Origin of the sequence: Pantoea sp. Ap-967 (assembly GCF_011752565.1) — a bacterium.
GTDB lineage: Bacteria > Pseudomonadota > Gammaproteobacteria > Pseudomonadales > Pseudomonadaceae > Aquipseudomonas.
The window spans coordinates 258,367-283,433 of record NZ_VWXK01000003.1 but is presented as its reverse complement, the minus strand read 5'-3'; the positions used below and the strand labels follow the sequence as shown (position 1 = coordinate 283,433).

Annotated in this window: 22 protein-coding genes; 2 read left to right on the top strand and 20 right to left on the bottom strand. The window is 57.1% G+C overall.

Going from position 1 to position 25,067, the window contains the following annotated elements; translation table 11 throughout:
* Window positions 1-107 precede the first annotated feature (107 nt).
* The 11 genes from F3J45_RS05625 to F3J45_RS05575 form a co-directional block, all read right to left on the bottom strand.
* A complete protein-coding gene (locus F3J45_RS05625) occupies window positions 108-1,040 on the bottom strand; it encodes a glycosyltransferase family 2 protein (RefSeq protein WP_167058612.1) in 933 nt (310 codons plus the stop codon).
* Window positions 1,033-1,437 carry a GtrA family protein gene (locus tag F3J45_RS05620; protein WP_167058609.1) on the bottom strand — a complete coding sequence of 135 codons (405 nt, stop codon included), beginning with the start codon at window positions 1,435-1,437 and terminating at the stop codon, window positions 1,033-1,035. Before F3J45_RS05620 ends, F3J45_RS05625 begins: the two co-directional genes overlap by 8 nt.
* Complete coding sequence (locus F3J45_RS05615; RefSeq protein WP_167058606.1) at window positions 1,424-2,359, bottom strand: NAD(P)-dependent oxidoreductase; 936 nt, start codon at window positions 2,357-2,359, stop codon at window positions 1,424-1,426. Before F3J45_RS05615 ends, F3J45_RS05620 begins: the two co-directional genes overlap by 14 nt.
* Complete coding sequence (locus F3J45_RS05610; protein ID WP_167058573.1) at window positions 2,356-4,065, bottom strand: thiamine pyrophosphate-binding protein; 1,710 nt, start codon at window positions 4,063-4,065, stop codon at window positions 2,356-2,358. The genes F3J45_RS05615 and F3J45_RS05610 overlap by 4 nt, the downstream gene beginning before the upstream one ends.
* A 3-nt stretch (window positions 4,066-4,068) precedes the next feature.
* The gene (gene rfbH, locus F3J45_RS05605; RefSeq protein WP_167058570.1) at window positions 4,069-5,382 is read right to left on the bottom strand and encodes a lipopolysaccharide biosynthesis protein RfbH; all 1,314 of its coding nucleotides are present in this window, start codon (window positions 5,380-5,382) and stop codon (window positions 4,069-4,071) included.
* A 28-nt stretch (window positions 5,383-5,410) separates the two neighbouring features.
* Entirely contained in the window at window positions 5,411-6,496 is a 1,086-nt protein-coding gene (gene rfbG / locus F3J45_RS05600) for a CDP-glucose 4,6-dehydratase (protein WP_167058566.1), read from the bottom strand.
* A gap of 7 nt (window positions 6,497-6,503) precedes the next feature.
* The gene (gene rfbF / locus F3J45_RS05595) at window positions 6,504-7,277 is read right to left on the bottom strand and encodes a glucose-1-phosphate cytidylyltransferase (protein WP_167058563.1); all 774 of its coding nucleotides are present in this window, start codon (window positions 7,275-7,277) and stop codon (window positions 6,504-6,506) included.
* A gap of 12 nt (window positions 7,278-7,289) precedes the next feature.
* Complete coding sequence (locus F3J45_RS05590; RefSeq protein ID WP_167058560.1) at window positions 7,290-8,279, bottom strand: FAD-binding oxidoreductase; 990 nt, start codon at window positions 8,277-8,279, stop codon at window positions 7,290-7,292.
* A gap of 679 nt (window positions 8,280-8,958) precedes the next feature.
* Window positions 8,959-9,375, bottom strand: coding sequence for a hypothetical protein (locus F3J45_RS05585; RefSeq protein WP_167058557.1), 417 nt, complete (start codon window positions 9,373-9,375; stop codon window positions 8,959-8,961).
* A 126-nt stretch (window positions 9,376-9,501) separates the two neighbouring features.
* Window positions 9,502-9,765: a DUF3077 domain-containing protein gene (locus F3J45_RS05580; protein WP_167058554.1), complete on the bottom strand. Its 264-nt coding sequence runs from the start codon at window positions 9,763-9,765 to the stop codon at window positions 9,502-9,504.
* Between the two features lie 117 nt (window positions 9,766-9,882).
* Window positions 9,883-10,125: a hypothetical protein gene (locus F3J45_RS05575; protein ID WP_167058551.1), complete on the bottom strand. Its 243-nt coding sequence runs from the start codon at window positions 10,123-10,125 to the stop codon at window positions 9,883-9,885.
* Window positions 10,126-10,552: 427 nt separating this feature from the next.
* Between F3J45_RS05575 and F3J45_RS05570 the strand changes: the two genes are divergently transcribed.
* Window positions 10,553-11,485, top strand: a complete 933-nt coding sequence (locus F3J45_RS05570; protein ID WP_167058548.1) for an SIS domain-containing protein — start codon at window positions 10,553-10,555, stop codon at window positions 11,483-11,485.
* A gap of 87 nt (window positions 11,486-11,572) precedes the next feature.
* Here F3J45_RS05570 and rfbC read toward each other — a convergent pair whose 3' ends face one another.
* Genes rfbC through rfbB form a run of 4 tightly spaced genes read right to left on the bottom strand, consistent with a single transcriptional unit; the run spans window position 11,573 to window position 15,013 of the window.
* A complete protein-coding gene (gene rfbC, locus F3J45_RS05565) occupies window positions 11,573-12,121 on the bottom strand; it encodes a dTDP-4-dehydrorhamnose 3,5-epimerase (protein WP_167058545.1) in 549 nt (182 codons plus the stop codon).
* A complete protein-coding gene (gene rfbA / locus F3J45_RS05560) occupies window positions 12,121-13,002 on the bottom strand; it encodes a glucose-1-phosphate thymidylyltransferase RfbA (protein WP_167058541.1) in 882 nt (293 codons plus the stop codon). Before rfbA ends, rfbC begins: the two co-directional genes overlap by 1 nt.
* A gap of 11 nt (window positions 13,003-13,013) precedes the next feature.
* Complete coding sequence (gene rfbD / locus F3J45_RS05555) at window positions 13,014-13,916, bottom strand: dTDP-4-dehydrorhamnose reductase (protein WP_167058538.1); 903 nt, start codon at window positions 13,914-13,916, stop codon at window positions 13,014-13,016.
* Window positions 13,913-15,013 (bottom strand): dTDP-glucose 4,6-dehydratase, encoded by a 1,101-nt coding sequence (gene rfbB / locus F3J45_RS05550; protein WP_167058535.1) that lies wholly within the window; start codon window positions 15,011-15,013, stop codon window positions 13,913-13,915. Before rfbB ends, rfbD begins: the two co-directional genes overlap by 4 nt.
* Before the next feature lie 313 nt (window positions 15,014-15,326).
* Between rfbB and F3J45_RS05545 the strand changes: the two genes are divergently transcribed.
* Window positions 15,327-16,565: a hypothetical protein gene (locus F3J45_RS05545; RefSeq protein WP_167058532.1), complete on the top strand. Its 1,239-nt coding sequence runs from the start codon at window positions 15,327-15,329 to the stop codon at window positions 16,563-16,565.
* Between the two features lie 53 nt (window positions 16,566-16,618).
* Here the strand turns inward: F3J45_RS05545 and F3J45_RS05540 are convergent, their stop codons facing one another.
* The 5 genes from F3J45_RS05540 to F3J45_RS05520 are packed head-to-tail and all read right to left on the bottom strand — an operon-like array spanning window position 16,619 to window position 25,002.
* The gene (locus tag F3J45_RS05540) at window positions 16,619-17,788 is read right to left on the bottom strand and encodes a hypothetical protein (RefSeq protein ID WP_167058529.1); all 1,170 of its coding nucleotides are present in this window, start codon (window positions 17,786-17,788) and stop codon (window positions 16,619-16,621) included.
* Complete coding sequence (locus F3J45_RS05535; protein WP_167058526.1) at window positions 17,785-19,074, bottom strand: glycosyltransferase; 1,290 nt, start codon at window positions 19,072-19,074, stop codon at window positions 17,785-17,787. Before F3J45_RS05535 ends, F3J45_RS05540 begins: the two co-directional genes overlap by 4 nt.
* A 17-nt stretch (window positions 19,075-19,091) precedes the next feature.
* Window positions 19,092-20,105, bottom strand: coding sequence for a hypothetical protein (locus tag F3J45_RS05530; protein ID WP_167058522.1), 1,014 nt, complete (start codon window positions 20,103-20,105; stop codon window positions 19,092-19,094).
* A 35-nt stretch (window positions 20,106-20,140) separates the two neighbouring features.
* Window positions 20,141-22,531, bottom strand: coding sequence for a glycosyltransferase (locus F3J45_RS05525; protein WP_167058519.1), 2,391 nt, complete (start codon window positions 22,529-22,531; stop codon window positions 20,141-20,143).
* Window positions 22,528-25,002 carry a glycosyltransferase family 2 protein gene (locus F3J45_RS05520; RefSeq protein ID WP_167058516.1) on the bottom strand — a complete coding sequence of 825 codons (2,475 nt, stop codon included), beginning with the start codon at window positions 25,000-25,002 and terminating at the stop codon, window positions 22,528-22,530. Before F3J45_RS05520 ends, F3J45_RS05525 begins: the two co-directional genes overlap by 4 nt.
* Window positions 25,003-25,067 lie beyond the last annotated feature (65 nt).

Here is a 25,067-nt window from a genome sequence, read left to right as displayed (position 1 = left end):
GCCCCGGCCAGTATCAGTCCCCAATCTCTGGGTAACCTGTTATTGAAAGCGGGGGCAGACGTTTTGCTCCGGTTCGCGAATTGCGCAGAACTCACTGGGCGGCTCACCTAGTCGAAGTTCACGCGTTCCGCTTCCACCACCAGCGGCATGTTGCGCATCTGCGTATGCACCGACCCCAGGTATTCACCCAGCATGCCCAGGAACAGAATCTGCACCGAGCTGAAGAAGAACAGCGAAATCAGCAATGGCGCGATCCCCATCTGGAACGAGTTCCAGAACACCAGCTTGGCCAGCAGGAACGCGAACGCCGCCAGCAGGCTCAAGCCTGCGAGCAGGCCACCGCCCATCACCATCAGGCGCAGCGGCACCTTGGAGTGGTTGGTGATACCCAGCATGGCGATGTCATACAGGGTGTAGAAGTTGTTCTTGGTGATGCCGCGCTGGCGACGTGGCTGCTTGAACGGCACGGTGGCAATCGGGAAGCCGATTTCGCACAGCAGGCCGCGGAAGTACGGGTACGGGTCGTCGATTTTCTTCAGGATGTCGAGCACGGCGCGGTCGAACAGGCCGGCGCCGGTGGCGTTCTGCACCAGCGGTACTTCCGAAATGCGCGTAACGAAGCGGTAGTAGGCGCGGCGCACCAGGAACATCATGCGCGACTCTTCGCTTTCCGGCTTCACCGCCATCACGGTCTTGAAGCCTTCTTCCCACTTCTTGACGAACTCTTCGATCATCTCGGGTGGGTCTTGCAGGTCGGAGGCGATCAGCACGGCGCAGTCACCCTTGACCTGCAGCAGGGCATGGTAAGGCGAACGGATATGGCCGAAGTTGCGGGCGTTAAAGATCAACTTGACGCGTTTGTCCTGTGCGGCCAGGGCGCGCAGCTTGGCGTGGCTGCCGTCGGTGGAGCAGTTGTCGATGAACACATGTTCGTAATCGTAATCAAGGCGTGACATGACCTCGACGATGCGCTGGTACAGCTCATCGATGTTGGCTTCTTCGTTGTAGCAGGGTGTCACTATGCTGATCAGCTTACGCATAATTGAAAACGAACCTGTTATTGATGACAAAGGAGAGCAGGGCCATGGGCACGATCAGTGCCATGCCGGCCAGGTACGGGTCGACACCCAGCAGCTTCAGCGCCGCGATGCCGGCCACGTTGGCGCCATACACCACGCCATACCCGGCCACGAACCTGAAGACCAGCTTGTTGTTCTTCGAGCCGAACACCAGGGCCCCGGTGCTTTTGAAATTGAAGGCAATGCCCAGGATGGTAGCCAGCAGCAGGGCCGCGCTGTAGTGCAGGCCCAGGTACAGGAACCCGGCAAAGCAGCCGTAGCCGAAGGCCGCATTCAGCACGCCCACTAGCAGGAAGCGGAATAGCTTCACCTGCAGCAGCTTGCGCAGCCAGGGTTGCGAGGAGTTAGTGTCTTGCATCGAGTTGCTGCCTGATCTCACGCACCACGCCGCTGAGCGACGAGTCGCCGGGCACATAGCCGAACAACTGCTCGGCGCGGCGATTGTGGGAATAGTAATGGGCCTTGGGCCCGGTCGCATTGACCCGTGCCTGGTCGCCGGCAACGCAGTGTTGCAGGCCGAACGCCTCGCCCAGCGCCGCCAGCAGCTCGAACTTGCCGACCGGTGCCTGGCTGTAGCAGTCGACGGCGGTATTGCACGGCGGCGCCTGCAGGATGCGGTCGATCAGCTGCAGGAAGTCGCCAGGCGTCAGGTAGTCGCGCAGCATGTCGTCCGCTGCCACTTCCAGTACGCTGCCGTTGTGCAGCGCACGCAGGATGTCGCTGAGGAAGAAGCGCGCCGCTGGGGCCTGGCGGTGGCTGAAGTAGCTGAACACCCGCACATCGACGATCGCAGCCTCGGGGAGCGCACGGTGGCGGCATTCGGCCTGGAACTTGGCCGCGCCGTACCAGTCTTGCGGGCGCAGGCCGTTGATCGGGAACACCGCCTGCGAGGCTTCGGTGACGGGCGCTGCGAAGTTGCTGCCATAGGCCGCGCCGCTGCTCAGGTAGATATAGCGGCAGGCCGGGTGGCTGCGCAGGTAGTCCAGTGCGAGGTTGTCGTACTGCTCGGTGACCGTGAAGATTTCCTTGCCCATTTGCACGGCGCGGGCAGGGTCACCCACCCCCACGAAGTTGATGACCGCATCGAACTGGGCGTTGGCATCGAAGCCTGAGTAGTCGCTGACGGCAAAGCCCTTGCTTGCCGCAATGGCCTGCAATTCAGCGTTTAGCGCGCCTGGCGTGCGAACGAACAGGGTGCACGCGTAGGCAGTTTGTGCGGCGATACTGGCGACCAGGTCCTTGGCAATGTGGCTGCTGGCACCGAGGATGGCCAGCCTCATCGGCCCAGGTCCATCAGCGGCGACTGCTCGTCGATTGGCCGGCCAAATTCCAGGCGTGGGCGGCATTCGCGGGCATCGGGCATCAGCACCTCGATCAGCATCGGTTTGCCACTGGCCAGGAACTCGGCCACGGCAGCATTGAAGGCGGCCAGGTCGAGCACGCTGTGCGAGGCGATGCCATAGGCTTCACCCAGCGCCTTGAACTGCGAGGTGTAGCCATCCCAGTAGGTCGAGGAGTTGCGCCCTTCGAAGTACATTTCCTGGAAGCCGCGCACCATGCCCAGCGAGTGGTTGTTCAGCACCACGGTAAGAACCGGCAACTGGTCGCGGGCAATGATGTCCAGTTCCTGAATGTTCAGCTGTGCGCCGCCGTCACCGGTAATCACCACCACCGGCTTGTTGCCGGCGATGCTCGCACCCACCGCAGCGGGGATGGCGAAGCCCATGGTACCCAGGCCCCCGGAGTGGTGCATGGCCTGGTTGGCGCCCAGGCGCAGGGTGTGGGCGGCCCACATCTGGTTGTTGCCAACGTCGACCACGTAGTCCAGCGCGCGGTCGGCGGCCAGGGTGTTGAGGCTGCTGAACAACGAGAATGGGCTGACGCTCCACGCCGAATACTCATCGGCGAACGACTGCGCGAACACCTTGGCTAGGTGCGTGCGCCAGGCGGCTGGCGCCGGTTGCAGCGCGCTGCTGTGGGCGATGAAGTCGGCGAACACGCCGTCGAGGTCGGCATGAACCGACTGCTGCGCCTTCACGCGGTTGTCCAGCTGCGCGGCATCCAGGTCGAACTGGATCACCTGGGCCTGGGCGGCGAAGGTTTCCGGCTTGGCGCCAGTCTGGCGCACGTCCATGCGGCTGCCGAACACTACCAACAGGTCGCAGTTCTGCACGGCATGGTTGGCCGCGCGGGTGCCGTAGGCGCCGAGCATGCCCAGGTAGTGTTCGCTGGCGGTGAGCTTTTCAGCGCCCTTGAGGCTGGCGACATGGGGAATGCCCAGTTTGCCCACCTGGCTCAGCCAGGGGCCGAAGTTGGCGCAGTTGACGGCGCCGCCACCGATCAGGAACAGCGGCTTCTGCGCCTTGGCCAGCGCGGCCCAGACGTCGTCATACGCGGCCTGGGGTTCGGCCGCAGGGGCCGCCAGGCTGGCCTTGATCAATTGGTCCAGCACCGCTTCATCGATTTCGGCGCGCTGAACGTCCATCGGGATGTCCAGCAGGACAGGGCCCGGGCGGCCTTCTCGGGCGATACGCAGCGCCTTGAGAAGGCTCGGAATAAGTTCGTCGACGTGGGTGACCTGGTGCGCATACTTGGTGATGCTGCTCACCAGTGCCACGCTGTCGAGTTCCTGGAAGCCCTGCTGGCGGATAGGGCGGTCGCCCTTGAGCTCGTGGGTGTTCACCTGCCCGGTGAGGAACACGCACGGGTGGCTGTCCAGCCAGCAGTCGGCAATGCCAGTGATCAGGTTGGTGGCGCCCGGGCCGCTGGTGCCCAGTGCCACGCCCATGACCTTGTGGTTGGTTGCACGTGCAACCGCAGATGCAGCGAAGGCCGCGCCTTGCTCATGGTGCATGGATACCAACTTGGTCTTGCCGAGCAAGTTAATACTGTCCACCAGATGGGCGATCATTCCACCGATGAGCTCAAAACCATAGAGGACGTTGTGGTCCGCCAGAACTTTTGCCACTGCATCTGAAGCTTTCATAGTTTAGAAACCGATCCCGAAGAATTCTTCCAGTTTTTCACCGACGAAGTCGAAGTGTTCCTGCCCCAGCGAAGGCTGAACGCCCAGCCAGAAGGTTTGGTTCATGGTCCGGTCGGTGTTGGTCAACTCACCTACCACGCGGTATTCCACGTTGTGGAAGTACGGCTGGCGGATCAGGTTGCCGGCGAACAGCAGGCGGGTACCGATCTTGTGCTGGTCGAGGAACTTCAGCAGGTCGACACGCTTGACCCCGGCGCTTTCCTTCAGGGTAACCGGGAAGCCGAACCAGGACGGCTCGCTGTTCGGGGTAGGCTCGGCGATTTCCAGGAAGTCGCTCAGGCTCGACAGGCGTTCTTTCAGCAGCTTGAAGTTGCGCTTGCGGGTTTCGATGAACTCCGGTGCGCGGTCCAGCTGGGCCAGGCCACAGGCCGCCTGCATGTCGGTGATCTTCAGGTTGTAGCCCAGGTGGGCATACACGTACTTGTGGTCGTAGCCTTGCGGCAGGCTGCCGAACTGCTGGCCGAAGCGGTTGCCGCAGGTGTCGTCGCAACCTGGTGCGCAGTAGCAGTCGCGGCCCCAGTCACGGAACGATTCGGCAATCAGCTTGAGCTGGGCGTTGTTGGTGAACACTGCGCCGCCTTCACCCATGGTGATGTGGTGGGCCGGGTAGAAGCTCAGGGTGGCGATGTCGCCGAAGGTGCCGACCAGTTTGCCGTCGTAGGTGGCGCCCAGGGCGTCACAGCAGTCTTCGACCAGCCACAGGTTGTGCTTCTCGCAAATTTCCTTGACCTTGGCCAGGTTGAACGGGTTGCCCAGGGTGTGGGCAAGCATGATGGCCTTGGTTTTCGGGGTGATGGCGGCCTCGATCAGGTCGGCATCGATGTTGTGGGTGGCCATGTCGACGTCGACGAACACCGGAATGGCGCCGAACTGCACGATCGGGTTCACGGTGGTGGGGAAGCCAGCGGCCACGCCGATCACTTCGTCGCCTTTCTTGATGGCACGCTCGCCCAGCTTTGGCGAGGTCAGGGTGCTGAAGGCCACCAGGTTGGCCGACGAGCCCGAGTTCACGGTGATCAGGTACTTCACGCCAAGGAACTCGGCCAGTTTCTTCTCGAACTGGGCGTTGAAGCGGCCGGTGGTCAGCCAGCCGTCCAGCGACGCCTCGACCATCAGCTGCAATTCACGGGCGCCGATCACCTTGCCCGAAGGAGGGATGACGGTTTCGCCCCCAACAAAAGGTTTGGCAGCCAGGGCCATCTGGGCGTAGCGCTCGACGAGCTGGCTGATTTCCTGACGGAGCATATCGGGGGTCATAGTAGTTCCTGCTCAAGCTAATAGTTGGTTAGGCGCCAGAAGCCATGGCTGCCATGTAGCTGTTGATTTCGTCCACGCAACGGGCGTGCATGTCATCGCCCTGAAGCCAGGCGCGGTGCCAGTTGACGATGTAGGTCAAGGTGGTTTCAAGGTTCCAGGTCGGTTCCCACTTGAGGTGGGCGCGGGCCTTGGAGATGTCCAGTTTCAGGTAACGGGCTTCGTGCGGCTGCGGGTCGTTGTCCAGCTGCCAGCGCGCGCCATCGCCCCACGCTTGGACCATGTGGTCGAGGATCCATTCGACAGGGCGGGCGTCTTCATCACGCGGGCCGAAGTTCCAGCCTTGCGCGTGCGCGTGGCCATGCTCCCATAGCTGCTGGGCCAGAACAAGGTAACCGCTCAGCGGCTCCAGCACGTGCTGCCAGGGGCGTGTGGCCTTGGGGTTGCGTACCACCACCGGCTCACCCTGCGCCACGGCGCGCAGGATGTCGGGGATCAGCCGGTCGTCGGCCCAGTCGCCACCGCCAATCACGTTACCGGCCCGGGCCGAGGCCAGGGCCGCGGCGCCTTCGCTGTTGAAGAACGAATTGCGGTAGGCGCTGGTAATCAGCTCGACACAGCCTTTGCTGTTGCTGTAGGGGTCGTGGCCGCCCATGGGCTCGTTTTCACGGTAGCCCCATTCCCATTCCTGGTTCTCGTAGCACTTGTCGGTGGTGACATTGACGATTGCGCGCAGGCTCGGGCACTGGCGTGCAGCTTCCAGCACGTGGACGGTGCCCATCACGTTGGTGGCGTAGGTTTCCACAGGCTCGCGGTACGACAGGCGCACCAGCGGCTGGGCCGCCATGTGAATCAGAATGTCCGGGTCGAACGCCGTCATGCTTTCGGTGATGGCCGCCAGGTCGCGAATGTCGCCGATCTGCGAGGCCTGCATGCCGCGCTCGACCTGCGCCTGTTCGAACAGCGATGGCGTGGTGGGCGGTGCCAGGGCAAAGCCCTTCACCTGCGCGCCCATGCCTTGCAGCCACAGGGCCAGCCAGCTGCCCTTGAAACCGGTGTGGCCGGTGAGAAATACCTTCTTGCCTTGCCAGAAGGCGGCCGAGACGGAAGCTTTCATGTTCGCGTTATTCCCAGGATTTCCATGGCGCGGTGCCATTTTGCCACAGCTTTTCCAGCAGGTTCTTGTCGTGCAGGGTGTCCATTGGCTGCCAGAAACCGGCGTGCTCATAGGCCATGAGTTGGCCGTCATCGGCCAGGCCCATCAGTGGCTCTTGCTCCCACACGGTGCTGTCGGCGCTCAGGCGATCGAGCACTTTCGGCGACAGCACGAAGAAGCCACCATTGATCATGGCGCCGTCGCCCTTTGGCTTTTCCTTGAAGTTCAGGACTTGGCCCTTGCTGATGTCCAGCGCACCGAAACGCCCAGGCGGGTAGGTGGCGGTCAGGGTCGCGTCCTTGCCGTGGCGCTTGTGGAAGTCGATGGTGGCGCTGATGTCCATGTCGCCCACACCGTCACCGTAGGTGAAGCAGAAGGCTTCTTCGTGGCGCACGTAGTCGGCCACACGGCGCAGGCGGCCGCCCGTCATCGAGGTTTCGCCGGTGTCGACCAGGGTCACGTTCCAGTCTTCGGCACGCTTGTCGTGCACTTCCATGCTGTTGTCACGCATGTTGAAGGTGACATCGGAAGTGTGCAGGAAGTAGTTGGCGAAATACTCCTTGATCATGTAGCCCTTGTAGCCGCAGCAGATGATGAAGTCATTGATGCCGTGCGAGGAGTACATCTTCATGATGTGCCAGAGGATCGGCTTGCCGCCGATTTCGACCATGGGCTTGGGGCGAGTACCGGTCTCTTCGCTCAAGCGCGTCCCCAGTCCACCTGCCAAAATGACTGCTTTCATGACTGCTCCTTGTTAGTTTGAGCTTACAAATGCATCGGAGTAAAAGTGTTTGGCCGGCAACCCGGCGGCGGTGAGTGCGGTGCGCGCGGAGTGGATCATGTCTTCCGAGCCGCAGGCATAGACCACCGCGTCGGCAAGTTCGATGCCGTCTTCGAGCAGTGCCTTTTGCACGTAGCCGGTGCGCCCTGGCCAGTCGGCATGGGTGCGCGACAGTACCGGAATGAACGCGGCATTGAGCCCTTCGAGCTGAGGGGCCCAGTAGATATCGCCAGGGTGGCGCCCACCCCAGTAGATGTAGATTTTCTTGCCGGCGGCCAGCGCCGGGTTGCCCAGCAACTGCTCAAGCATGGCCTTCACCGGTGCGATGCCGGTGCCGGTGGCGAGGAAGATCAGTGTGCTCGCTTCTTTGTCGCGCAGGCAGAAGGTGCCCAGCGGGCCTTCCAGGCGCAGCAGGTCGTTGTGCTTGGCACTGCCGAACCAGTATTGCGACATCATGCCTTGCTCGACTTCGCGGATTTGCAGCTCCAGCTTGCCGTCCTCGCGCTGGGCGTTGGCAATGGAGTAGCTGCGGCGCAGGCCGCCTTCGCCGATCACGTCCAGGTACTGGCCGGGCAGGTAGCTGAGCTTGCCGGTAGGTGGCACGCGCAGCACCACCTCGACCACGTTGTCGGCCAGGCGGGTCAGGCTGTCGATGCGGCAGGGCACGGTCTTGACTACGATGTCGCCCAGGGCGCCGAGGTCTTCGGCGTCGATTTCCACGTCGCTGGTGGCGTGGCGGCAGCAGGTCAGGATCATCCCGGCGGCCCGTTCTTCGGCGGTCAGCGAGGTTTCTTCACGGAGGGCTTCGGTTTCGCCGCAGACGACGGTGGTTTTGCACACGCCGCAACGGCCGGTACGGCAGCTGTATTCCAAGGTGAGGCCGGCGGCCTTGGCACTGTCGAGCAGTGAGGTGCCGGTTTCGCTGCTGAAGGTTTTCCCGTTTTGAAGTTTTACTGACGCCATTGGGGTTACCGGGTTTGAAATGCTAAGGGGTTACAGAAGTTGTTGTCGGCCTTTGCCAGTCAATGAGGGATTAACCCATCACGTAAACCTGGCGGTGGAAGTCCGGTAAGCAAGTTGCCTGAGGATTAACCCGGGTATGGCGGGCACTCCGGCGGCGCTTCTGAAATTGTGACAAGTCAGGGAGTCTACCATCGCGTCAAGGCGTTCAGTGGCGCAATTGCCAGACGGCTGAATCTATAGGAATTTGCCTACAAAAAACCACCAAGCGCCGAGCTAGGATTTTGGCAGTTAGCCGGGTGCGCCTGACCTGTGGGCGTTCTCGTGAGCCGAAAACACCGTGTGGCCTGCGTGTAACAGGGAGGGGACGTGCAGCCGAGCGAGCTGTGTGAAGGCGCTCAGAAAATCCGTTTATCACGCTGAATTGCTTGTCCGTGCTTGGGTTGCCAGGGGGCGTAAAGCCTTAAGCTTCGCGCCCTTGAGGGGCAGTATCATAGCCGAGGTGCGCGCTTGCTGCATCAGAAGTTGTGCTCTGCCCACTGGCATGGGTGTGCTGCGCACACCGTGTAAGCGCCACGCAGTGAGGATCGGGAGAATCAATCCTTGTCAGTTATGGCCTGCCGAGGCTCTAGCAGCCAAAGGGTGTTCAAGCTGTTTTTGGCGGAAACGGTGTAATGCGCCATCAAGCGGGTGTCGTCCAGTTTGAAGAGGGTTTGCGAGTTCGGCCCGCGAAGTCGGAGCCAATGAAGGGCAACACCAGCAGCGTGCCTGTCAGTGCGGCCATCGGCGCGTTTAGCCGTATGCTGAAGTGCCGGCCTTTCCACAGCCTTGCCGCTATCACCAACGCGATGGGTGTGAGCGCGGCGAGGATAATGAACACCAGGCGTTCCACGGGTACAGGGTTCAGTTGGCTGGGAGTGGGCACCCTTGCCTCGGCGAAGGCTGGTACCACAGGGTTGCTGCCGAAGTGAAAATGCCCGGCGAGGGCGCTGATGCCGGCGGCGAGCATGATCACACTTGCAACAAGCGCCAGGAAGGCTGCCAGTTGCCCGCTAAGGCTTGCCGGTGCGGGCGGTGTAGGGGGCAGCATTCTGGCCATGCGGGGGTAACCCTCCGTGGGTTGTGGTGGCTGCGCCATTCAAACGCTGGCTCGGTAGCAGCACCATCGCTGATGGGGAGGTGGATGATCGTCGAGCTTCCCTCGCACGTCTAGCGTGGCGGGTGGTTAGCGGGCCATCCCGGCTTCGGCATCATCCATCAGTGCCTTGGCCAGCCCACCGAGGTAATAGGCGGCCCACACCAGCCTGGGGTTGTCATCCATCAAGCCGCTGGCGGTGAGTTCCTGCGCGTAGCCCAACAGCTCGGACGCTTGTTCACGGGCGTGCTGGCAAGGTATGCCAGGTTCGATGGAGAACAGCGGGTGGGTTCGGTTTTCGCCTTGGTAGAACTTGGTTTTACCAACCGTGCATGGGGTGTTGTCTGTGCTCATTATTGAATCTCCCTGAATTTTCCCGTGCCCGCGATGGCCCTTCGCACCACAGGCCAACCCTGTAGGAGCGGGCTTGCCCCGCGAAAGGGCCATCCCAGGCAACCCATCACTCAACCGTCACTGCAGGTCCCGAGGCCCCGCAGGCATCTGCACCTGAATCAAGGCCTGCTCCAGCAGCGCCTGCAACGCCTCCATTTCATGCATGGAAGCTATCATCAGAATCGAAGCCGGTGAATTGGGTTGTAACAGCAGGGCCTGATGCGCGACCGTGGCTGCGCACAGGGCGTAGTCCGTGGCTTGGATCAGGGTGTCTTCGAGGGAGTGAAAATCGTGGGGTGGATCGGGGACAATCTTTAGCATCGCATAGTACCTTTCAAAGGGGCCGCACCTTCCTGCTGTCAAACAAGAGGGTGGCAGCTGTACGTGGGTTGACAGACCGGCGGACTATGCGAGTTCCGGCGCACGCGAACGTGCCCCACGTACAGCCACCATAAAGGCAGCCGTTTGCATAATACCGTTACGGCCTGTCAAAGCCGTGTCGCTGATGAGCAACGACACCTCGAGACTAGGGTCCTGCGTGGGCAGCCGCAACGGAAAATAGCGGGGGAGAGTATCTTTGGGAAACGGACTACAGGAAAGGGGAAATTTCTGACTCTGCTTGCGGGCTGACTGGGCTGGCGTCGTACTGTCAGTTGGAAGGTATCAACAGGCCTGTTGCGCTTTCCATTAAGGCAATATGACCTTATGATTGCACGTTTCGCATCAATCCCACCCTTCATGGATGAATATGAACCATCTCAGCATTGCCAAAGAAGCATTGGTTACTCAAGCAAAGGCCGTAAGTCAACTGGCTGAACGTTTAAATGGAGAGTTTCAAACAGCTGTCGAGCTGATACTGGGATGCAAGGGCCGAACGGTTGTCTGTGGGATGGGGAAATCGGGATTGATTGGCCAAAAAATGGTTGCCACTTTTGCGTCTACTGGCACGCCAAGCTTTTTCCTTCATCCTGCCGAAGCATTTCATGGCGACCTCGGCATGCTCAAACCTGTAGACGTGCTGATCCTCATCAGTTACAGCGGTGAAACCGAAGAGTTGATTAAGCTCATTCCGAGCCTGAAAACATTCGGTAATAAGATTATTGCCATGACTGGTAATGGTGCATCTACTTTGGCACGACATGCTGATGTCTGGCTCGATATATCGGTCGAGCGTGAGGTGTGCCCAAATAATTTAGCACCTACTACTTCGACTTTGGCAACAATGGCCATGGGCGATGCCTTGGCGGTTGCATTAATTGAAGCTACTCAGTTCAAGCCGATGGACTTTGCACGTTACCACCCAGGCGGCAGCTTGGGCCGAAAATTGCTCACTCGCGTAAAAGATGTTATGCATTCGCCCGTGCCGGTTGTTTCGCGTAGTACAAGCTTTCATGACTGTCTCTTGGTCATGACAAGCAGTCGCCTAGGCCTGGCTGTAGTCATGGAAAGTGATGAGTTGATCGGTATTGTGACGGATGGTGATCTAAGGCGCGCGCTGCTGGAGAATGAAGGGGTCGTTCGTGAAAACGTTGCCCAGTTCATGACTGGGGAACCACATACCATTCTGGATGAAGCTCAGTTGTCCGAGGCGGAGTCGTATATGTTGGATAATAAGATCAGGGTACTGCCGGTAAAAAATACTGCTGGCAAGGTTGTAGGTGTTGTTGAGATTTTTGATTAATTTATAGCCAGTCTGTCCATATGCGTGATGGGGCTTAAGTCAATTTGAGGGTGGGCCAAGCGAGACATAGCTTAGCCCACTTCGTTATTAATCGAACAATTCGGCGTCACCGAGTGCCACGCCCAACTGGTCCTTGCCGGACAAGCTAGGCACGAAGTCGATCGGCCATTCGATCGCGATTGCCGGGTCGTCCCAGGCAATGCAACGCTCGCTGCGTGGCGAGTAGAAATCGGTGGTCTTGTACAGGAACTCGGCGGTTTCACTCAGGGTGACGAAGCCATGCGCGAACCCTGGCGGAATCCACAGCTGGTTCTTGTTCTCGGCAGACAGCACGGCACCTACCCACTTGCCGAACGTTGGCGAAGAGCGACGGATATCTACCGCCACATCAAACACCTCGCCCTGAATCACGCGCACCAGTTTGCCCTGGGCGTGAGGCGGCATTTGGTAGTGCAGGCCGCGCAGCACGCCTTTCACCGAACGCGAGTGGTTGTCCTGAACGAAGTCAGGACGCTGGCCAGTGACCTCGCTGAAAACGTTGGCGTTGAAGCTTTCGTAGAAGAAGCCGCGGTCATCGCCGAACACCTTGGGGGTGAACAGGAAGACGTCGGGGATGGCCAAGGGAACAGCGTGCATCAGAACACCTTTTCTTTAAGCAAGTTTTTCAGGTACAGCCCGTAGCCGTTTTTCAGCAACGGTTGAGCCAGGCGCTCCAGCTGTTCGGCATCGATCCAGCCCGCGCGATAGCAAATTTCTTCCGGGCAGGCGACCTTCAGGCCCTGGCGACGTTCCATGGTGGCGATGTACTGGCTGGCATCCAGCAGGCTGTCATGGGTGCCGGTATCCAGCCAGGCATAGCCACGCCCCATGATCTCGACTTGCAGCTGTTCTTTCTGCAGGTAGAGGTTGTTGAGGTCGGTGATTTCCAATTCGCCTCGGGCGGACGGCTTCAAGTCGCGAGCCAGGTCGACGACTTGGTTGTCGTAGAAATACAGGCCTGTCACTGCATAGCTGGACTTCGGTACTTTCGGCTTCTCTTCAAGCGATAGCACGCGGCCACTGTCATCGAACTCGGCCACGCCGTAACGCTCCGGGTCCTGCACGTGGTAGGCGAAAACCGAAGCACCGGTTTCACGCTGGCCGGCATTGAGCAGCAACGACTGGAAGTCGTGGCCGTAGAAAATGTTGTCGCCCAGAACCAAGGCTGACGGGTCGTTGCCAATGAAGTCGGCACCGATGGTGAATGCTTGCGCCAATCCGTCCGGGCTCGGCTGCACTGCATAGGAAAGGTTGAGGCCCCACTGGCTGCCGTTACCCAGCAGCTGTTCGAAACGCGGTGTGTCCTGCGGTGTGGAAATGATCAGGATGTCGCGTATACCAGCCAGCAGCAGCGTGCTGAGCGGGTAGTAGATCATTGGTTTGTCGTACACCGGCAGCAGCTGTTTCGATACCGATAGTGTGGCTGGGTGCAGGCGTGTGCCCGAACCGCCAGCCAGAATAATTCCTTTACGAGCCATGAGAATCCCTATTACTGAATTTCGTCCAGCATCCGTTGCACGCCCTGCTCCCAAGGCGGCATCTTGAGTTCGAAGGTGCCTTCGAGTTTATCCAGCGCCAAGCGCGAATTGCGCGGCCGTGGTGCGGGTACTGGATAGTCCTCAGTGCTAATGGCTCCAACCTGCTCGGCCGAAACCTTCAGCTCAACACCTTTGTTGGCGGCATACGCCAGCACGAATTTGGCAAAACCATGCCAGCTGGTTTCGCCTGCTGCAGCCAGGTGATAAGTCCCGGCCAGCTTGCTTGCATCTGCAGCATGGTTGATCTGTTGCAGAATATGCGCGGTTACGTCTGCGATCAGTTCAGCTCCTGTAGGGGCACCAAACTGGTCTGCCACCACATTGAGCGCATCGCGTTCGCTAGCCAAGCGCAGCATGGTCTTGGCAAAGTTGTGACCCCGCGCAGCATACACCCAGCTCGTACGAAGCACCACGGCGCGGGCGCCACTGGATTCGATGGCCCGTTCGCCTTCGAGTTTGCTGCGGCCATACACCGACAATGGCCCGGTGGCAGCGTTTTCCTGCCAACGGCTCTGGCCGCTGCCATCGAACACATAGTCCGTGGAATAGTGTATTAGCCAAGCGCCCAATGCTGCAGCTTCACGTGCCAGCACACCTGGGGCCTCGGCATTTATCAGTAGCGCCTGTGCCTGGTCACTTTCTGCCTTGTCCACTGCCGTGTAGGCGGCCGCATTGACGATCACGTCCGGTGCCACCTGGCGTACGGTTGCGGCAAGGCCTTCCAGGTCGGCAAGGTCGCCACATAGGCCATTGCTGCCTTGGCGGTCCAGGGCGATGACTTCGCCGAGCGGGGCCAAGGCGCGTTGCAGTTCCCAGCCGACCTGACCGTTTTTCCCTAACAGCAGGATCCTCACGCTTTATGTGCTCCGTACTGTTGGGCAACCCAGTCACGATAGCTACCGTCCATGACGCCTTTGACCCATTCCTGGTTGGCCAGGTACCACATCACGGTTTTGCGAATGCCGGTTTCGAAGGTTTCGGCTGGTTTCCAGCCTAGTTCACGCTCGATTTTGCGCGCATCGATAGCATAGCGGCGGTCGTGGCCCGGGCGGTCGGTGACGTAGGTAATCAGTTCGGCATAATGCTCGACTGGCTTGCCGGTTTGCTGGTTGATCACCTGGCGTGAGGCGGCAGGGGCCAGTTCATCGAGCAGGCCGCAGAGCGTATGAACGATGTCGATGTTGGCTTTTTCGTTCCAGCCGCCGATGTTATAGGTTTCGCCGAAGGTGCCTGCTTCCAGGACACGGCGAATGCCAGAGCAGTGATCTTCGACATACAGCCAGTCGCGAATTTGCTGACCGTCACCGTAAACCGGCAGGGCTTTGCCGGCCAAGGCGTTGACGATCATCAACGGGATGAGCTTTTCGGGGAAGTGGAAAGGCCCGTAGTTGTTCGAGCAATTGGTGGTCAGTACCGGCATGCCGTAGGTGTGGAAGTACGAGCGCACCAAATGGTCGCTGGCGGCTTTGCTGGCCGAATACGGGCTATTGGGGGCGTAAGGCGTGGTTTCGGTGAACGCCGGATCGTTGGGCCCGAGCGTGCCGTACACCTCATCGGTGGAGACATGCAGGAAGCGGAATGAGTCTTTCTCCGTACCTTCGAGACTGTTCCAGTGCGCGCGAGCGGCTTCGAGCAGTCGGAAGGTGCCTACCACGTTGGTTTCAACGAATGCCTCGGGGCCTGTGATGGAGCGGTCTACGTGGGACTCTGCTGCAAAGTGCACTACCGCACGAGGCCGATATTTGCTAAGCAATTCAGCCAGCAAGGAAGAATCGCAGATACTGCCTTGGACAAAATTATGTTGAGTGTCACCTTCCAGAGACTTTAGGTTGGCGAGATTTCCAGCGTATGTCAGAGCGTCTAGGTTTATAACTGGCTCGTCATTATGGGTGCACCATTTCAGAACAAAATTAGAGCCGATAAAGCCCGCTCCACCAGTCACTAATATCATATGAAAACTCAGTCCGTTTAATTGTCATGTCTGCTATTTGGAAACTTCGAGAGTGCACGTCGCGCTAGTCGCCGCAGGATGAGCTGAGTGCGACGATTCTCAAGTCAAGGTGGATGGTACAACAAATGGGTTGGCACGGCTATAAAAAAAGGGTGGCAGAGCGTTTTTTCCCTACCTTGTGAGGTTGTTTTTAGAATTTTTTTGAGGATTTTTTCAGCTCCACGAAGCCTAAGGGGATAAGAGGGCGGTGGGTTGCACAAGGGGGGTTATTTAAATACACTGTTCATAAAAGCATGAATGAGAGAGGTTCGGTGTGGAGGCTAAAGAGTTTAATGAGTTTGACAGGCTGGAGCGTGCTGTTGAAAATAAGCTGCCTGGCCAGACTTTTGATTTGCTGTGCCAGTTAGTATGTTGCCGGGGTGAAGTGCTCGGAGATAGAGACTTTGCTCTTGTTGAGCGAGCGCTATCTGATTGTTTGCTTGAGTCGCAGATAATCGATTTCCATGCGCGCTGCGGAGAGATCGTACGAAGGACGGGCTATTCAAGCAGATATATGGAGCTGATAGCTGGGTACAAGGGGTTACGATTTTCGGATGAGTCGAGAAACGTAATAGTTGGTGAGAATGGATATCTTTATCTCGCAGGGGGAAGGCATTCGGTACTGGATTACATTACGGGTAGAAAGTCACCGCCTTTGTTGTCGATTGAAAACTTTAGGGATAACTTAAAGCGGCGAGAAGGTTTTTGTAAGGCGCGTAATATCAAGTATAAGCATATCATCTTTCCTGATAAGCAGTCGGTAGAAAGCTCTAACTTTCCGCTGCTCGATTACACCTGCTTGGGAGATCGATATGCGGAGAAATGTATAGATTTGGCTGGGTCGTTGATGTACCCAAAGCGTGACCTGGGCTCTGGTTCTTTTCATAAAAAAGATACCCACATGTCTGACAGCGGTTATTGTAATCTAACTGCTCTACTATTGCGCAGCTTAGGTTTTGATGACAGATTATGTGAAGCGGTGAAGCAAGAACTCATAGGGTGCTTAACCAAGCATGTTAAATACTCTGGTGATCTTGGCTCCAAAATGGATCCGGAAGAGTTTGATGTCAAAAATGATATTGAGCCTAACTGGAGCTATCTGCATGTTAAGAATAATCTCGGTGTTTCAAATGACGGTTTGGCAGAGCTGTATTTTAATGAAAATGCACTTACGGGGATGAGGGTGATTATTTTTGGCGACTCCTTCTCGCGACTGCATAGCTTGTTTTTGTCGCGATGCTTCAAGGAAATTGCCTTTTTTAGGACGCGCTACTTTCATGAAGATTTGGTTGATATGGCTCGGCCGGACTTGGTTATAACCGGCAATGCAGAGAGATATCTCGGGTCGGTTGACAGGGACGACATTGCACCTAATTTTTTCTTGTATCCGTTGTTAAAGGGTATCGGGCATGCGCCAGATCAGGAGTATGCAATCGCAATGAATGCATTTCTATCCTACGGAAAGCCCGAGTATAATAAGTTTAAAGATAAACTCAGGGCTGATTTGTTTTAATTTTTGTAAAATAGGGAGTCTGCTTTAGCGCAGGCTCCCTTTGGCGATAATCTTTACGCTATCTCCAGGTAAGCTGAATTTCGCGGGTCACTATTTGGCGCGCAGGCCAAGTAATCGTCAAATTTCTCAGCGTTGTATTCCTCAAGCATGCCAGTAGTTAAGCGCTCGCCGGGCACAGAAATCTCTGCGTCTGTAGTAAATACAAGTGCTGAGTCGAAATGGTCGATTAGTTTCTTTACGCCTTCAGTTGAAAATATTTTGACATTTTTTTCATGAATTTCATACTCTAAAAGGCATGTGCTGACTGTTGATATACCTTCTTCGCAGTAAGCTATGAGGTCGTTTGTATTTTCAATGCCGTCAAAGTAGATGTCCTGTTTTAGTCCATACATCAAAACGTTAGCGGGTCGTAGAGCGGCGACGCTGTATGAGTATGTGTGTTGATTTGTTTCGGCAGGATGGGGTGACCAAATGAAAAGTTTTTCGGGGTTGCTCTCTGCGAATCGCCAGACAATATTGAAGAAGTTTCTTTTGTCTTCTACGGAATATAAAAACCAATTGGTATTTGTGGTAATTACCGTGTAGGCGGGCAGACTCCTTTCTGCGGGTTTTGCATTCAAATGTCTTGGGTATCCTACACTAGAGTCGCCGTACCACTTCAGCCGTAATGAAGCGATAGACGGTAAGCTTTCTCCAATTCCATCGTAGTAAGAGCTTAAGTCAATGATTTTTGAATCGTCGTCTAAATTATAGCCAGATTGTAGGAGGCCATGCGGTAACTCAATGATGGGAATGCTTAGGCTCAAAGCGCTCGAAAGTAGTGCTCTGTACTCTTTTTTTATGTTGGGGTTTACTTGGCCAATGTAGGTGACTATTCTTGTGATTTTTTTAAAAATGGCTGCGATATTTTTGATTGAACTACAGAAGCTAGCTTTTTTAAATTTTTGGCTGCACTCGAAGAAATCAAAACCCTCGGAGTAAATGATAGACTTATAGCGACTGCCTTCAGACATCAGGCATGCCATCTCGATCTGTGAGGCATTTGTCGCGATATAGAGAACTGTCGTTAAGTAGTCAGGCTGTGAATCTGCGATGCTTCCTGACACTGAATGCCATTTGGCTGCTATGGTGGATTGTTTTTCGAGTACAGCTTGATTCGGATATGAGTTCCTAGTGGAGTTTAAAGGCTGCGCTTGGAGGCTTTGGGGTTTTTTCTTCTTCATACGCTAAGTCCTTGCTTCGCCTGCTTGTAAGCGTTGATGCCGCAACTAATTATAAGGTCTGGATTAGAAGTGATTTTAACCAATTTCTCATACCACTCTAGCTCGTTGTTGCAAAGCCAGCCATTATCGCCGTCCGTGATTACGGAGTTGAACTCAGATACGTTGCTTGCTATAACCGGTACTGATTGAGAGGCGCACTCAAGATACTTAATATTAGACTTACAGTTATTGAAAACACTATTTTCAAGAGGGACGAGAACGAGATCATGGTTGAATATGATTTCGAGCATCTTCTCAAAAGAGGCGGTGCTAATCATTTGAGATTTCACGCCCAGTGTAGAAAAAACATTTGAGTAATCTGATAAGCTCCCCATGAAGCTAATTGAGAACTTCTCAGGATGTTGCTGGGCTAATTTTGTAAGAGGGCCAGTTATAGTTGAAAAGTCTCTTTTGTGTGTATTGCTACCAGATAGATAAAGGATTTTAACTTTATTGTCTAAGAATTTATGGGTTTTCGCTCGTGCGACTACCTGTTGAGTGGTTTTGAAGTATTTTATTGGTAGCTTATTTTGTCGAACTGTTACAGATGGATTGATCTTGCGAAGTTCTAGTGCGATGGCTTCAGTGGAGCAAGTAAAGGAATCTGCGTATACTGTTAGTGCTGATTGCTTGAGAGATTCCCCGAAATCCTCTTGAGGTGTTCTTAAACCCGAGCGGCATGCGCCGCGCTCTCTGGCATACTCCGGTAGCAAAAGATCGTCGTAGTCAAACTCTACGCTGATGCCAATGGTCCGGCAGAGCTGTACGAGATATATAATTTTCGGGCTGTAGGCGGGGCGCATGAAAATCATTTTTTTGGCCGAGAATACGGCTTTTAAAATATCGCTAAGCAGGTTGTTTCCGGCGAAGAAGATAACTTGGTCAAAATTATCATCTTTTTTGTGAGGGAAGATGCAGCGATACAGCCAAGAGGCATTATCTTCAGGTGCGTCGGTATAGAAGACAGTGGTGCCTTGAGTGATTGGCGCGGAGCAAGAATTTTTAGAAAACGGCAATCGGGGATAGTGGTATCGACGCTTTTCTTTCTCGCCATACTGGAAGTAGTGACGGGCGGCAGGCACTCCAGCTTTATGCACGTCCTTATGGTCTCGATAGTAAGCGGTTTCGTCGATGACTAGCCTGGAGATCAAATTTTTATCAAGATCAGGGCGGAGTGAGTGTAGGGTTTCAAGTAGGCTGAAAGTGTAGGGGGTTGTGGGTGTTGCTGAATTTGTTAATTTAGTCATCTCAATTGCCCTGAGTACTATTTGATGAGCTCACCAAACCTAAAGAATATGTCTTCAGTGAGCCTGAAGGGTTCGTTAAGCTTGATTAGATCTTCAATTTTTGCTCTGAATTTTCTGTTGGGGAATTTAGGTATTTTGTGCGTTGTGTTGTTCAAGGCGTAGTCAGTGGCTTGTATCACTTCATTTGCATTGGTGAAAACTCTTGAGTTAAGCGATAGCTCATGAGTGAAAGAAGCAAAAGGCTCTGGTGCATATAAGGCTGTAGGTGTGTTGGTTGTTATGTAGTCCAGTGCAATTGTGCTGGGTGTTGATATCACTAGCGAGGCCCAATCTAGTTCTAGGGACTCAGGGTGTTCGCTTGTGCATTTGATGTTGCATTGCTTGTATGCCTCTGCCCAGTCTTGATTGATTTGTTCTTTTTTTTCCGCTGGATGTGGCCGGTGTATCATAGTGCTTTGTGGGTATTTCGCTCTGATCTCTTTGATGGCGTAAATAAAGCTAACGATTTGGTGCTTGCTGTATACTCCCCAGTTAAAATTGGTCGCAATAATGATGTTGTGAATAGCGTTGCTGGAGAGTTTTCGTACAGTTGAGTTTGGGTATGGGTAACCAATGCCATCATCGCCAAAAAAACTAAGTAGTTTGGAAAAGTGGAATAACGATAATGAGTTGTCAGTCTCAGTGCCTCGGTAGTCTATCCGTTTAAGCGTAGAGGAGAAATTGTGACCAGGTTGAATCCAGCCGTGCTGGATGCTGGCGTGAGCTGTACCTGTTTGCTTGCATAGATAGCCGATTGCGTTAGAGACTTTGCAGTGGGGGGTGGATTCGTGAGCTCCAAGTAAAACAAGTTTGGTCTTTTCAAGAAGCCCCGGGACAGTGTGGGGTTCAGTTGTGATTTGATCGAAAAGGTTGAATGCTTTCTCGTTTTGAGAAAGGAGGCGCTCAAGAGTAAATAAGTAAATAGGAGCATCGAATTTAAACTGGCTAGCCAGGCGTTGAGCGATGTTGATGCTTCCGGTGCTTTCGCACACGAATAGAATTCCATTTCTTTTATGATTCATAACGGTCACTGATTATGGCTTGAGTTTCTGGGCTCAAAACTCTTAGGGGGAATGGCAAGTCCACCATGCGGGCCTGATAAATAGTCCAAGCTTAGCGAAGGGTGATAGCGGCATTCAAATGCCTGATCACAAGACCAGCGTCTGATGAAGTTCTTCTGCTCCCGCTGTGCTCTTGCTTGCTTATCAAGTGTTGAGTCTTTCCCTCGACTAACGGATTCAGCATGAATCAGTTGTGCAAATGCACTCCAAATAATATGCAAGCCTTGCTGTGTGATACGAAGGCAAAGGTCGACATCATTAAACGCTACTGGATAGGCGCGGTCATCCAGGCCACCTGCGGCATCAAAGACCGATTTGCGTACCAACAGGCACGCGGCAGTCACTGCACTTTGCCTTCGGGTGATCTGATTCATCCCCAAATACCCCGCATCACGCTGTTCGAGACTGTTTCCCGTATGTGCCGCCAAACCATTAATACCAACTACGACGCCGCCATGCTGGACCATGCGGTTGGGCCACAGCAGCTTAGCGCCTACTGCCCCAACACCTGGGCGATAGAGCTGCGCAACCATCTCTCGAAGCCAGCCGCTTTCGATAATCTCGATATCGTTGTTCACCAAACCAATCAATTCACCCGTCGCAACCCCTACCGCCCGGTTGTTGATGGTTGAATAGTTGAACGGGTAGGGGTGCTCCAAAAGGGTCACTCCCCGTGCCTTGATATCCTCGAAGTACGCAAGGGTGGCGGGATCACTGGACTGGTTATCGACAACGATGATTTCCAGGTAAGGATAATCGGTATCGTTCAGCAACCCTTCGATACAGGCGTGCAGTAACTTGTACTGATCCCGTGTGGGCACGATCAGGCTTACCCGCGGCAGCGTCTCAGGTAGCGGCCAATGGGCCCTGAGCAGCGCGGGATAATCTGGCACGCGGCTTACGTAAGCGCCGGGTGCCAGTGTTTCGCACAGCCACTGAATGGCTTGCATCCGTTGCTCGGATGGCTCTGCCTGCTCTGGGCTGCCAGGTAGGTGGTTGGCACGGTGATAAAGAACGCGAGGCAAGTGCGCAACGCTCGCGTGTTCGTGTTCTGTGGCCAATGCCACACCCGCCATAAGGTCGTGCCAGCAAACGCTTGATTCGGTGCGACCGTTCAGCAGCGCAAGCGCCTTTTCGACAATGCCTGCGCCGAGGATCGCGCCCGATGTAAAAATATCGGCGCCGATAAACAGGTCGATGTCCCACACCGGCTTTAGCCAGGGCAGGCTACGCTCGCCTTGGGGGCCGTCGCGGTCACAGTCGGCAAACGCCCACGCACTGCCATCATCCAGCAGAGCGCTAAGGTGAGGCAGGGCAAACGGTGCCAGTCGATCCCCGGCATGAATCGGCAAGATGCGATCACACCCTGCCGATAGTAACCGGTCAAGCGCCGGCGTAAGGTCAGCCGATGGTGCGGTGGCGACTTCATGAACATTCGCACGGTTGGCGCCCAGGCTTTCCAGGCTGGTGTGTTCCAGCGCTGCATCCCCTTCGCTGACCAACAGCAGGCCGAGTTTGCCCTGCAGTGCAGGGGAATCCTTTTCGTCCAAGCGCTGGAACGCTTCGAACCACTGCGGATAACTCTCCCAGCCAGCACTCTTCGGCAAGCGCAGGCTTTGTTCATTAGCAACGGCAGTCAGTAGCTCAAGCGTTGCCTTGTCCTGCGTCGGGTCGAGCTTGCGAATCAGCCCTTCCACGCCTTCTGGCCAGCAGCACAAGCGAATCGGGCTGCCCGCCAGGGGCTGCCCAAGGTCGTTGACCACATCCAGTATGTGCACTTTGCCGTCAGCCAATTCCCACGGCAGGTCGATCGCAAAGCCGTGGTCGCTGGTCGCTCGGTATGCCAATGCCTGGTTGTGCACGTTGCAGGTGCCCTGGCCGACCACTTGGTTGCCTTCACGCACCGTCACTTGCACATGGCGGCGCGGTGCCTGTGGGTCCCAGCACCAGCCACCCACCCGCAGGCCGCCGGTGTGCCACACCTGTGAGGCGATGGAGGCGCTGTCTTGGCTGGGTGCGGTGGGCAGCAGTATCTGGCCTTCCAGGCTGAACCCCTGGTTGGCGATTTGTGCGGTGATGACCCGCGCTTCATCCAGCCAGTTCTGGCGCAACTGCACCACAAACCCGTGGTACTGGTCGCCGGCGCTGGCCTGTGGCTCGTACTGGTCGGCACGCACAAGGGCCACGCTGGCACCGTCGACGAACACCTCGATGGCCAGGCGTTGCTCTGGCTGCGCGTTGTCCATGGCCCAGCCATGCAGCACGTCACCCTGCAGGCCAAGAATGGCGCCGCTGAACGCAGGCAGGGTGACGGGCTGTTGCGCCGCCTGTGGTTGGTCCAGGAGGTGTTGGGTCATCGGTCCAGGCTCGGGGTAAAAGGCAAAGAGGTAAGGGTCGTTGCGCCGGCTTCGCTTGCCAGCAGGCCGGGGTGGGCGTACAGGGGTTGGGCCAGTTCATCGGCCAGCGCTGGTGCATGCCAGTCGCTGCCGGGGTGCTCGGCCAGGCTCAGCACGCCATCGCAGCCCGCCGCCTGGGCGCGTTCGGCCAGGCTGAAATCATGCAGCTCAGGCAGGTCGTGCACGGTGCCTGTGGCGCGCAATTGCTTGAGCCATGGGCTATTGCCCTGGGCCAGCAAGCGCAGGGGCAACTGCTCGCGGCGGATATGCCGGGCCAGCTTCAACCAGCGCTGGGCGGTGTCGGCATCACGTAGGTGGTCGCCGATCAGCAGTGCCTTGGGCATGCTGGCAGGTGCGCTGCCGCATGCCGGGTTGGCGAGTGCAAGCAACTGGGCGCCCGGCAGGGCACTGGCGTATGTTGCCTGTAGCGCCTGCCAAGGCAGCTGCACGCTGGCAGCTTCGCGGGCAAAGCGTTGCCAGTCGTAATCGCCATGCTGGCTGAGCAGGCGGTCGTCGTGGCAGAGAATGCGGTAGGGGATGGCCAGCAGGGCAGGGAGGTCGCACAAGGCTACCGGGCAGCGTGCCAGTTGCTGGAATACCAGCGTTTGCAGCGGCAGTTTGCGTAGGCTGTGTACCAGGGCGCCAAGGTCGCCTGGCAGCTCGAACTCAAGGTTCAGGGCCAGGGGCTTCAAGGGCGCGCGCAGTACGGCCCACTCGCGATGGCTGTCGCGGTGGTAGCTCAGGCTGAAGTCGGCGCTGTCGTTCGAGCCGTCGTGAATGTACAGGGCTTTGTCGGCTTGGGCGGCCCAGCACGTGTGTTGCTCGTTCGCCGTTTTGCTTGCCAGGTGCTCAAGGCGCGCCTGCTGCAGGGCCTGGCGGGCCGGCTTGATTGGGTCGCGCAGGGTGAAGGCGTTGTAGCGCGCCGAGGCATCGGGGTAGCGTTTGCGCAGGATGGCGTTGTTGTGCGCCACGCGCATGACCTTTTCGGCACCGAACGAGATGCCACCCTGGTGGGCAACGAACACATTGGGCGCCCCCATGTGCCGCCAGCCGTGCTCGCGGGCACGCAGGCACCAGTCGGTTTCTTCACCGTAGCCGCGTGCCAGGTGCACTTCGTCCAGGTAGCCCACCTGGTCCAGTGCGGCGCGCTTGATGTACAGGCAGAAACCGCAGCCGGTTTCGATTTCCATGGGCGCGCTGTTCACCTGGCGGGCCAGTTCATCCAGCTCAGCCTGCGCCTGGGCACTGGGCAGGTCATGGCACACCTGGCTGCGCGGGAAGCTCATCAGCTCGCCGTTGTTGGTGAAGGGCGTGACCGAGGCGATGTCTTCGGCGCTGTAGGCTACCTGGCGCAAGCGGTCGAGCCACGCGCCGTGCACGCGGGTGTCGGCGTTCAGCCACACCACGTCCTTGTTCGGGCTCAGGGCCATGGCGCGGTTCATGGTGCGGATGAAGCCCAGGTTCACGGCGTTGTGCACCAGGGTGATCTTGCCCTTGGCGGCCAGCACTTTCAGGGCCTTGTTCAGCTTGGGCTGTGGCGAGGCGTCATCCACCACCACCAGGCGGTGCGGCGTGCGGTTGAGCTTGCGGGCATCCAGGGCGCTGTTGATGCACTCAAGGGTTTCTTCCAGGCCGTCGTACACCGGAATCAGCACATCGACCGGTTGCTGCAGGCCGCCACCGCTGGCAGCAGGCGGTGGAACCAGGGCCGGCATGGCGTACACCGGGCTGCCCAGCAGGGGCGAGCCATCGGTGAAGCGCACGTGCACGGCGGCGGTCGGGTTCGGCACGCTGATGCGGATGCCGCCATGGGTAGCAGGCAGGCCGGCGGCGCTCAGCAATGGGTGAGGGGCGCTGGCACTGGTCGCGACCTTGGCATCGTTGGCCTCCAGCTGCAGGGTCACAGGTGTTTGCAGGCTGCGCAGGTCGATGGCCCAGCCATGGATTTCACGGCGCTCCTCTACATAGCGCATCACGCCGAGGGTGCGGGGGGCGTCGGGCTGGGCGGCCAGCAGCTTGAGCAGCAGGGCCAGCTCCTTGCCGGAACTGATTTCGGGCAGGTAGGCCAGAATCATCCGGCGCAGCTCGGCCGGTGCAAGCGCTTCGCTGCGGGCCTGCCACAAGGTCATGCGAATGGCGGCTTCGTTGGGCTGTTGCCGCCAGGCGGTGGTCAGGTACTTGCAGGCCAGGGCGCTGTGCCCCTGGGCCAGCAGGCTACGGCCGATCAGCGCATGGATGTCGGCGCGCTCGGGCAAGGCCCGGGCAGCGTTGGCGAAAAACAAAAAGGCCAGCTCAGGCGCCTGCGGCAGGGCCGCGATGCCTTTCCATAATTGAGCTTCCGGCCGGTACTCGGCGGTTTGCAGGGCGCGCTCGAGTGCGGCAGCCGCCAGGTCGTGCGCATTGGCCTGCCGATGGCGGTGGAAGGTGTTCATGAGCGTTTCGCGCCCATGGTCAAGAATTCTGGACATAAGCTTGGCTTGGCTACAAAAAATAAAAA